Origin of the sequence: Variovorax ureilyticus, from assembly GCF_037889935.1 — a bacterium.
GTDB lineage: Bacteria > Pseudomonadota > Gammaproteobacteria > Burkholderiales > Burkholderiaceae_C > Variovorax > Variovorax ureilyticus.
Map to the genome: position 1 here is coordinate 1 of NZ_JBBKZU010000039.1, position 9,264 is coordinate 9,264.

Annotated in this window: 7 protein-coding genes and 4 pseudogenes; 7 read left to right on the forward strand and 4 right to left on the reverse strand. The window is 61.5% G+C overall.

Going from position 1 to position 9,264, the window contains the following annotated elements; genetic code table 11:
* Positions 1-98: 98 nt before the first annotated feature.
* A pseudogene (locus tag WKW77_RS34725) lies at positions 99-345 on the forward strand (site-specific integrase); the annotation flags it as partial.
* A gap of 169 nt (positions 346-514) precedes the next feature.
* Here WKW77_RS34725 and WKW77_RS34730 read toward each other — a convergent pair.
* The 3 genes and pseudogenes from WKW77_RS34730 to WKW77_RS34740 form a co-directional block, all read right to left on the reverse strand.
* Positions 515-1,090 (reverse strand): DUF3237 domain-containing protein, encoded by a 576-nt coding sequence (locus WKW77_RS34730; RefSeq protein ID WP_340361435.1) that lies wholly within the window; start codon positions 1,088-1,090, stop codon positions 515-517.
* 25 nt (positions 1,091-1,115) lie between these two features.
* A pseudogene (locus tag WKW77_RS34735) lies at positions 1,116-1,532 on the reverse strand (IS5 family transposase); the annotation flags it as partial.
* 104 nt (positions 1,533-1,636) lie between these two features.
* The gene (locus WKW77_RS34740; protein WP_340361436.1) at positions 1,637-2,299 is read right to left on the reverse strand and encodes a TetR/AcrR family transcriptional regulator; all 663 of its coding nucleotides are present in this window, start codon (positions 2,297-2,299) and stop codon (positions 1,637-1,639) included.
* 115 nt (positions 2,300-2,414) lie between these two features.
* Here WKW77_RS34740 and WKW77_RS34745 point away from each other — a divergent pair, with 115 nt between their 5' ends.
* The 6 genes and pseudogenes from WKW77_RS34745 to WKW77_RS34770 all read left to right on the forward strand — a co-directional run.
* Complete coding sequence (locus WKW77_RS34745) at positions 2,415-4,127, forward strand: CocE/NonD family hydrolase (RefSeq protein ID WP_340361437.1); 1,713 nt, start codon at positions 2,415-2,417, stop codon at positions 4,125-4,127.
* Between the two features lie 10 nt (positions 4,128-4,137).
* Positions 4,138-5,121 (forward strand): Bug family tripartite tricarboxylate transporter substrate binding protein, encoded by a 984-nt coding sequence (locus tag WKW77_RS34750; RefSeq protein ID WP_340361438.1) that lies wholly within the window; start codon positions 4,138-4,140, stop codon positions 5,119-5,121.
* Between the two features lie 14 nt (positions 5,122-5,135).
* Positions 5,136-5,951, forward strand: coding sequence for a cyclase family protein (locus WKW77_RS34755; RefSeq protein WP_340361439.1), 816 nt, complete (start codon positions 5,136-5,138; stop codon positions 5,949-5,951).
* Positions 5,951-7,282 carry a fumarylacetoacetase gene (gene fahA / locus WKW77_RS34760; protein WP_340361440.1) on the forward strand — a complete coding sequence of 444 codons (1,332 nt, stop codon included), beginning with the start codon at positions 5,951-5,953 and terminating at the stop codon, positions 7,280-7,282. The genes WKW77_RS34755 and fahA overlap by 1 nt, the downstream gene beginning before the upstream one ends.
* A 7-nt stretch (positions 7,283-7,289) precedes the next feature.
* The gene (locus tag WKW77_RS34765) at positions 7,290-8,951 is read left to right on the forward strand and encodes an acyl-CoA synthetase (protein WP_340361441.1); all 1,662 of its coding nucleotides are present in this window, start codon (positions 7,290-7,292) and stop codon (positions 8,949-8,951) included.
* 11 nt (positions 8,952-8,962) lie between these two features.
* A pseudogene (locus WKW77_RS34770) lies at positions 8,963-9,172 on the forward strand (tetratricopeptide repeat protein); the annotation flags it as partial.
* Here the strand turns inward: WKW77_RS34770 and WKW77_RS34775 are convergent.
* Positions 9,163-9,264: pseudogene (locus WKW77_RS34775) on the reverse strand (IS5/IS1182 family transposase); the annotation flags it as partial. The pseudogenes WKW77_RS34770 and WKW77_RS34775 overlap by 10 nt on opposite strands.

Genomic DNA, 9,264 nt, shown 5'->3' on the forward strand with positions numbered 1-9,264 from the left:
GCCCAGCAAAACGATGCCGAGCTTGCTCGAATGAGCAAAGCGGATGCATCGTCATCGTCGGGTTCATTCAATCGCGTCCGCAGATCACGTTCTGCAGACCATCCCTAGGAGCCCGGCACTACGCCAGGATCGTTCATGGTTGGGTACAGGAAATCTGGCTGGACACGACGGAGTACGGGACCCACTCGATGCGTCGCACCAAGGCGTCCATGATTTACAAGAAGGCGAAGAATCTGAGAGCGGTGCAGATCTTGTTGGGTCACAACAAGCTTTTAGAGCACCGTCAAGTACCTTGGCATCGAGGTCGACGACGCTTTGGATATTGCTGAACAGCCCGACGTATAGGTCGCACACGCGCGGTCAGTTCGAGGCCGCTTCGCAGCTGACAGGAGTACTTGGCGGTTCCTGTCAAACTGGCCGCACCCACTGCGAAGTACTTTGTAGCGCCCCGAATCCGGAGGTCTATTCGAAAGGCCAATACTTCGACCGGCAACCGCCGCGGTCTACTCGCCTGCTAGACGACGCGGAAGGCTCGAATCACCACCGCAGCTCTCTGAGGGCGCAGACTATTGAGGGTGCCGACATAAACGAAGTCGTTGAGCCAGCCGTAGCGACCTTCCGGTGCCGTCAGTTCGATGTTGGAGAAGACATACGCCGGCGCGTCCTTCGGCCTGCGCGAGAGCACGCGGTTGCGCACGGAGATGATCACGCCATCATCCGTTTGCAGTTCATAGATGGCGTCAAGGGCGACGGACCCGTCGCGACGCACCAGTTGTCTGTCCGCGCCTCCTGGTATGACGATTCCTCGGAGGCGCGGCCCCTCGAATGTCCCGCCGGTGATCGGAACCATCCGGCGCTGGCCCAACGGAGACATCCCGAGCTGCACGGTCGGCGCGAGGTCAACGACCGATTCGTAGACGACTTCTGTGCTCGGCACGGCCATCGGGATTGTGGCTGTGGTAGTCGTCAATGGAGGCGCAGGCTCATCTGCGGCATGCGCCGTTCCAACTCCTGCTGCAGCTGCCGCGAAGAGAACACGTCGACGCGTGGGCATCGGGGCGAAAGAGGACGCATCGAGTTTGGACGGCACGGCTTGTCTCCTGATTTCTAAGAACTTATCCGTAAATTATGTTGACGTCGGCAGATACCTTGCGAAAAGCGATGATGGCGGCGGCGAGGTGGTTGAGCGCAACGAAGCTGCGCTCGAGTTTCTCGTAGCGCACGAGCAGCTTTCGGAAGCGGTTGAACCAGCTGTGGCAGACCTCGACGACCCACCGGCGGGTCTTCTTGGTCGGATCGCGTTGCTTGATGTCAGCTTCCGTGCGCCGGCCAACGACATGGGGGATGTAGCCGTGGTCCTCGATCGTGCGCAGGTGCTTGGCGCCGCGGTAGCCCGCGTCGGCGCACAGATGCTTGTTTCGCCGATGCGGCGGATCCTTGCGCTTGACCACGATGGCGGCGAGCACGTCGTCAAGCCGCTTGCAGTCATGAACGTTGGCCCCGGATACGACGAGCGACAACGGGACGCCCCTGCGCACCGGCTGGCAAAGCCGTGTGCGCATCAAGAGCATGCATAGAGATGGAAAAGGACGTCTGGGCGCTTAAAAAAGCTTCGGCTTCCACTCAAGCACGCTCACTAGCCGTTTCGTAGCGCACGGCAAAGGTACTCCGACAAGTGACGCTTTAGCTCGTCGGCGCGCGAAGCATCTGCTTGCCCATTTGACAAAACGAACATGCGGTTCTTGGGCCCGACATCCGTCATAGCGAGCATCACGGTTCCTGTCAGCAGCGTGTAGCGCCACAGCCAGTCAACCCTGCTGATCCGTTTGTCCGTCATGCATAGCGCATCGATGAATTCCATCGCGAACGGGTTCAGGTACTGTTCAAAAACCCGATGCGTCATCTCGCTTGGATCCAACCTGTGCTGAAGGATGAATCGCGCGAGCAAAGCGCCATGGACCCCAGGCTCGAAGTAGGGCCTGATGAAGCAATCGACCAGGTCTTCCAGCCGCAGAGGCGTCTTGCTCTGACGGGAGGCGTCCATGACCCTTGACAGATCAGCGAGCCGAAGCACGGTGACCCTCTGAGCAAGGCGCATGAAGATTTCTTCGGCCAGAGCTTCCTTCGACCGGAAGTAATAGTTGACGGAAGCGACGTTCACACCCGCCTCCGTGGTGATGTCGCGAGTCGAGGTCTTGTCCACCCCCTGTCGCGCGAAAAGAAGCTCTGCGGTGACAAGGATGCGCTCACGCGCCTCGCCTGCACCTTGTCCAGCTGTTGGTTTTGTCCGAGTTCGCATTGGCGTTATTTTAAATGCCTGTTTCAAATGATTGATTAGGGTTAGTACCGGCGCCTCGCGGCTGGGGCATGGCTACATTAAACACTTGTTTGATTCAACTGATTGGAGCGCCTGCATGAAGATCGATTGGGATGTCGAGATCGCTGTCAGTGATGGATCGGTCGTACGCGCGGACATCTTTCGTCCTGACGGCGATGGCCCGTTCCCCGTGTTGATGTCACACGGCCCTTACGCCAAGGGCTTGCACTTCCGTGAAGGCTTCCCGATGCAGTGGAAGGGCCTGACATCTGACTTTCCCGAGGTCTTGCGTGGCAGTTCAGGCCGCTATGCCAACTGGGAGACCGTCGACCCCGAACGCTGGGTGCCCTTCGGCTACGTCTGCGTGCGTGTCGATTCGCGCGGAGCCGGCCGTTCGCCCGGAGTCCTCGACTGCTGGTCGCTCCGCGAGATCGATGACTTCTGCGAATGCATCGAATGGGCTGCCAACCAACCGTGGAGCAATGGGAAGATCGGCCTGGCAGGTGTCTCGTACTACGCCAGCACGCAGTGGCAGGTGGCCGCCCGGCGACCCAAGCATCTGGCTGCCATCTGCCCCTTCGAGGGTTACACCGACATGTACCGCGACGCATGCCGGCATGGAGGAATCCTCAATACCTTCCTGATGAAGTGGTACCCGAACCAGATCGCGAACGTCCAGAACGGCCTGGGCTCGCGCGCCCGCGTGAATCCGAACACCGGAGTCTCGATAGCTGGACCCGACGACTTGAGTGACGAAGAGTTGCTCGCCAACCGCGTGGATATTCCAGCCAAATTGCTTGAGGCGGAACTCATCACCGACAGCTACTACAAAGAACGCACTCCGGATTTGGCAGCGATCGAGGTGCCGGTGCTCTCTTGTGGAAACTGGGGCGGCCACGGCGTGCACTTGCGGGGTAACGTCCAGGGCTGGCTGGGTGCAGGGTCCAAACAGAAGTGGATGGAATTCCACGGTCGCGAGCATTGGACGGAGTTCTACACGGACTACGGCGTCGCACTCCAGAAACGTTTCTTCGATCACTTCCTGAAGGGCGAAAACAACGGCTGGGACAAAGAGGCGCCGATTCGCATGCTGGTGCGGCACGTCGACCGATTCGTTCAACGCACGGAGCAGGAATGGCCATTAGCCCGGACGCTGTGGACGCGAAGCTATCTGGACGCTGCTTCGTTCCGCCTGACGAGCGAGCCCTCCCGCGTGGAAGGTCAGGCGCGATTCGACGGTCTGGACGGGAAAGCCAGCTTCAGCACCGCCCCCTTCGAGCAAGAGACGGAAGTGACGGGGCCGGTGGCGGCCACCCTCTACGTATCCACAACCGCCAAGGACGCCGATCTCTTCTTGACAGTCCGCGCGTATGACACGGCCGGCAAGGAGCATCTCATCGTTGCGGCTTCCGAGTTCAACGCACCCTTGGCGCAGGGCTGGCTGCGCGCCTCCCACCGCAAGCTTGATCCCGTGAGATCGAAACCGTGGCAGCCTGTTCTCGTCCACGACGAACTTCAATATCTCGAGCCCGGCGAGATCTATGAACTGCAAGTCGAAATCTGGCCGATGTCGTTCGTATTCCCCAAGGGATGGCGACTCGTGCTGACGGTCGGCAGTTCGGACTTCCAGCATGACCTTCCGGGGCCGTGGCCCGAAATCTACGGAAAGCCCTTGCGAGGCTCTTCCGTTCTCCTGCACGACCACCCCGAAGACCGTACCCCGGAGCGTTTCGGAGGCGAGATCACGATTCACACCGGCGGCGCACATCCATCGTTTTTGCTGCTGCCGGTCGTGCCCGCAAAGCCTTGAAGGAATTCCCATGGCCATCCAACGCCGCACGATCCTCTCCCGCGCCGCCGCCGCATGCGCCGTCGCAACCCTCCAACCCTGGCAGGCCGCGTCTGCACAAACGGTGTGGCCCTCGCGAACCATCAAGTTCGTCAACATGGGGCCACCCGGTACGGCGCCCGACACCTACAACCGGATCTACGCGGAGAGGCTGTCCAAGGTCCTGACCGTCCCGGTCATCGTCGAGAACCGGCCTGGCGTGGCAGGAAACATCGCGTCGGATGTCGTAGCCAAGGCTCCCCCGGACGGCTACACCTTCCTGTACACCGTCTCGAGTTCTTTCACGGTCAACCCGTGGATCTACTCCAAGCTCACCTTCAATCCCGAGAAGGATTTCCGGCCCGTCTCGCCGCTGCTGTCGCAGGGAGCCTTCATCGTCGCCAACAACGGCATGCCATTCAGGACAGTGAAGGAACTTGCCGATTACGCGACCGCGAACCCGGGCAAGCTGGCCTACGGCACCAACGGCGTGGGCAGCTTCCTTCATCTGATCATGGAGTTGTTCAACCAGAGCGCGCAAGTGCAGATGCTGCACGTGCCGTACAAGGGCCCTCCGATGATCGACGTGGTGTCGGGCCAGATCCCGCTGTGCGTCGAACCCGCTGCTTCGGCCATTCCCATGATCAACGCGGGCAAGGTACGCGCCATCGCCTACAGCGGTCCCCGCCGCCACGCGCAGCTGCCGAATGTGCCTACCATCTCGGAAACCTATCCCGCCGTTGCAGTGGTCGGCTGGCATGGCGTCTGGGCGCCGGCAGGCGTGCCGAACGACGTAGTCGAGAAGCTTCACGCGGAGCTCACCCGCATCACGCAGGCCCCCGACGTGCAGAAGCAAATCGCCGAGCTCGGCAGCGAGCCGATGATCGCCACCGTCGACGCCATGACGGCCATGCTGGGTCAGGAGAAGCGGATGTGGGGTGACCTGGTCAAGGCCAAGAAGATCACCATCGACTAATCCAGAGAAACGATATGACACGCAGTTTCATCGACCTGTCCATCTACCTGGAAAACGACGTCCTGAGCGACCCGCCTGCATTCGCGCCGCACATCGACTACGTGACGCATGAGGACTCGCCGGAGCAGATCGCCGCCTTTTTCCCGGGACTCAGCAAGGGCGATTTGCCCGATGGCGAAGGCTGGGCGGCAGAAACCGTCCGGCTCTCCACGCACAACGGCACGCATCTGGACGCGCCGTATCACTTCCACAGCACGATGAACAAGGCGCTGGGCAAGGCGGAACGCTCCACGACGATCGACGAAGTCCCGCTGGAATGGTGCTTCCAGCCTGGCGTGAAGCTGGACTTCCGGCACCTGCCCGATGGCCACGTGGTCACAGCCAGGGAGGTCGAAGAAGAGTTCGCGCGCATCCATCACACGATCCGACCATTGGAGATCGTCGTGGTCAACACGCGTGCTGGTAGCAGGTACGGCCAGGCAGACTACGTTTCATCCGGCTGTGGCATTGGTTATGACGCAACGATGTACTTGCTGGAACGCGGCGTGCGGCTGACCGGCACGGACGCCTGGAGCTGGGACGCCCCCTTCGTGCACACGGCAAAAAAGTACGAGGCCACCCGCGATGCTTCGCTGATCTGGGAGGGCCACAAAGCGGGACGAGACATTGGCTACTGCCATCTCGAGAAACTGCACAACCTTGAGGTGCTGCCCGCGAATGGATTCTTCATCAGCTGCTTTCCGCACAAGATACGCGGCGCCTCTGCTGGCTGGACTCGCGCGGTCGCCATCTTTGACGACGCACTGATACCGACTAACAAGCAAGCCTGATGCTGAACTTCACCCACGATTCCACGGCCCGCAGCTGGATCGCCGCTGCGCAGGCGCCAGGCTGCGACTTCACGCTGCAGAATCTGCCCTACGGGGTGTTTGCTCCCAAGGGCCGCCTGGAGCGGTCCCGCGGGGGCGTTGCGATCGGTGATCAAGTGGTCGACCTCGCGCAACTGGCAGCCAGCAGCCTTTTGCCCGAGCCTGCACAGGCGGCCTGCAGTGTGGCGGCCGGCGAAACTCTCAATGCATTCATGGGAATGGGGCCGGCAGGCTGGCAGCCGCTGCGCCACGCGCTGTTCAGACTTCTGTCCGCCGAAGCCGACCCTGCAACGCAGGCCAAGGTTCGCGTTTGCCTGGTACCCCTCGTGGACGCCGTCATGAAAATGCCGGCGCAGGTGCACAACTACACGGACTTCTATACCTCGGTGCACCACGCGCTCAACGTTGGCCGCGTTGTCCGGCCGGAAAACCCCCTGACCCCTAACTTTCAGTGGCTCCCGATTGCCTACCACGGGCGTGCGTCGAGCTTGGTGCTGTCTGGAACGCCCTTTCGCCGGCCGAACGGCCAATCAAGGGCTGCAGGTAGCCAGACGCCGGTGTTCGGTCCAAGCCGGCGGCTGGATTTCGAACTCGAAATGGGCTTCTTCGTGGGCCCGGGAACGGCGCTTGGCGAACCACTGTCACTCACCGAGTCGCGGGACCGCATCTTCGGGATGTGCCTGCTCAATGACTGGTCGGCGCGCGACCATCAGTTCTGGGAGATGGATCCGCTGGGCCCCTTTCTCGGCAAAAACTTCTGCACGAGCATCTCGCCGTGGATCGTCTCTATGGAAGCCCTGGAGCCGTTCCGCGTTCCATTCGGCCGCTCGGACGGCGACCCGCAACCTTTGCCATACCTGGATAACGCCACCGATCGCGCGACGGGCAGCGTGGACGTGCAGCTCGAAGTCCTGTTGCAGACTCGCCAACACCGCGCACGGGAACTGCCCGGCGATTGCATCTCCGCCACGAGCTTCCGACACCAGTACTGGACCGTTGCGCAGATGCTCACGCAACATACCGTGGGCGGCTGCAATGTGCAAAGCGGAGACCTGATGGGTACCGGCACGATCTCCGGTCCCACGCCAGGCGAGGCCGGCGCACTGGTCGAATTGAGTCTGGGCGGCACCCGAGCAGTGCCCTTGCCCGGTACGGGCGAAATGCGTCACTTCCTAGAAGACGGTGACTGCGTCGTGCTCAGAGGTTGGTGCGAGAACCCGGGGGCGGCGCGGGTGGGCTTCGGCGAGTGTCGTGGCGAAGTCCTGCCTTCGATCAACCTCAACGCGATGTGAGCAGAGCATGAACTCGATCTTCGACCAAGACTTACCGCCCACTTCGGCGAATTACGCGCCGATGACGCCGCTTCTGTTCCTCGAGCGCTCGGCTGAGGTCTATCCGCAGCACCCGGCCATCATCCATGGTGCGCTGACACGCACCTGGGCCGAAACCTACGAAAGGTGCAGGCGCCTTGCCAGCGCGTTGAAAGCCAGGGGAATCGGCCGCAACGACACCGTCGCCGTCATGCTGCCCAATACGCCCCCGATGGTCGAGGCGCATTTCTTCGTGCCGATGGCAGGCGCGGTGCTCAATGCGCTGAACACCCGCCTCGACGCTGCCACTATTGCGTTCATGCTTGACCACGGTGAAGCAAAGGTCCTTATCGTGGACCCGGAGTTTGCCGCCCTCATCGAGGAGGCAGTCTCGCTGCGGAAAAGTCGCGAGGACCTGCTGGTGATCGACGCGGAGGACTCTTCGTTCAGCGGAACAAGCAAGCGAGTTGGCGAGCTGACGTACGAGGAGCTCGCGGCAGAAGGTGATCCGTCACATGTGTGGGAGTTGCCAGGGAACGAGTGGGACGCCATCGCCCTCAACTACACCAGCGGGACGACAGGCAATCCCAAAGGCGTTGTCTACCATCACCGCGGCGCGGCCGTCAATGCCATCTCCAACGTCCTCGAGTGGGACATGCCCAAGCATGCGGTGTACCTGTGGACACTGCCCATGTTTCACTGCAACGGTTGGTGCTTCCCTTGGACGGTGGCCGCGCGCGCCGGTGTCAACGTGTGCCTGCGCCGCGTGGAGGCGCGCGCGATCACCGAGGCGATTAAGCAGCACGGCGTGACGCACTACTGCGGCGCCCCCATCGTGCACGGGATGCTGGTGAACGCGCCCGACGAACTCAAGCAGGGCCTGCCCGCTGGCGTGAAGGGGATGGTGGCGGGCGCGGCACCGCCGGCTTCGCTGATCGAGGGCATGGAGAAGCTCGGCTTCGACCTCACGCACGTCTACGGCCTCACGGAGGTCTACGGCCCGGCGACCGCCTGCGCCAAGCACGAGGATTGGGACGGCGTGGACATCGGCGAGCGAGCGCGGCTGAACGCGCGCCAGGGCGTGCGCTACCACCTGCAGCGCAGCGCGCAGGTGCTCGACCCCGAGACGATGAAACCAATTCCGTGGGACGGCGAGACCATGGGCGAGATCATGTTCCGCGGCAACATTACGATGAAGGGCTACCTGAAGAATCCCGCGGCGACGCAAGAAGCGTTCACCGGCGGTTGGTTTCACACTGGTGACCTCGCAGTTCAGTATCCCGATGGATATATCAAGATCAAGGACAGGAGCAAGGATGTCATCATCTCCGGGGGAGAAAATATTTCGTCCATCGAGGTGGAAGACGTCATCTATCGGCACCCCGATGTCTTGGCAGCCGCAGTCGTTGCAAAGCCAGATAAGAAGTGGGGTGAGACGCCGTGCGCCTTTGTCGAAATCAAGGACGGTGCTCGCTCGACTCCGTGGGACATCGTGGAGCATTGCCGGAAGCATCTGGCAGCATTCAAAGTGCCGCGCACGGTGATCTTTGGTGAATTGCCGAAGACGTCGACCGGCAAGATTCAGAAATTCGAGCTGCGTACCAGGGCTGGTTCGGTCGCAGCGATAACAGCTTCGGAATCAGAATCCTGATGACTCGGACGGTGCTGGCGCAGGTGTATTTGTCGGCAGGCCGACGCGATGACGCGCGCGTGGCCGCCGAAAGCGCGCTGCAGCTATTCAGCCAATGGGGCAACGCTTGGGACAAGCGCGTGCAATGGGAAGCCTGGGTGGCGTGGACCCGCATCCTGCTGCAGTCGGCAACCAACTGCACCTGGCCCGAGCGCCTGGACAAACTTAGAACTTATCCGTAAATTATGTTGACGTCGGCAGATACCTTGCGAAAGGCGATGATGGCGGCGGCGAGGTGGTTGAGCGCAACGAAGCTGCGCTCGAGTTTCTCGTA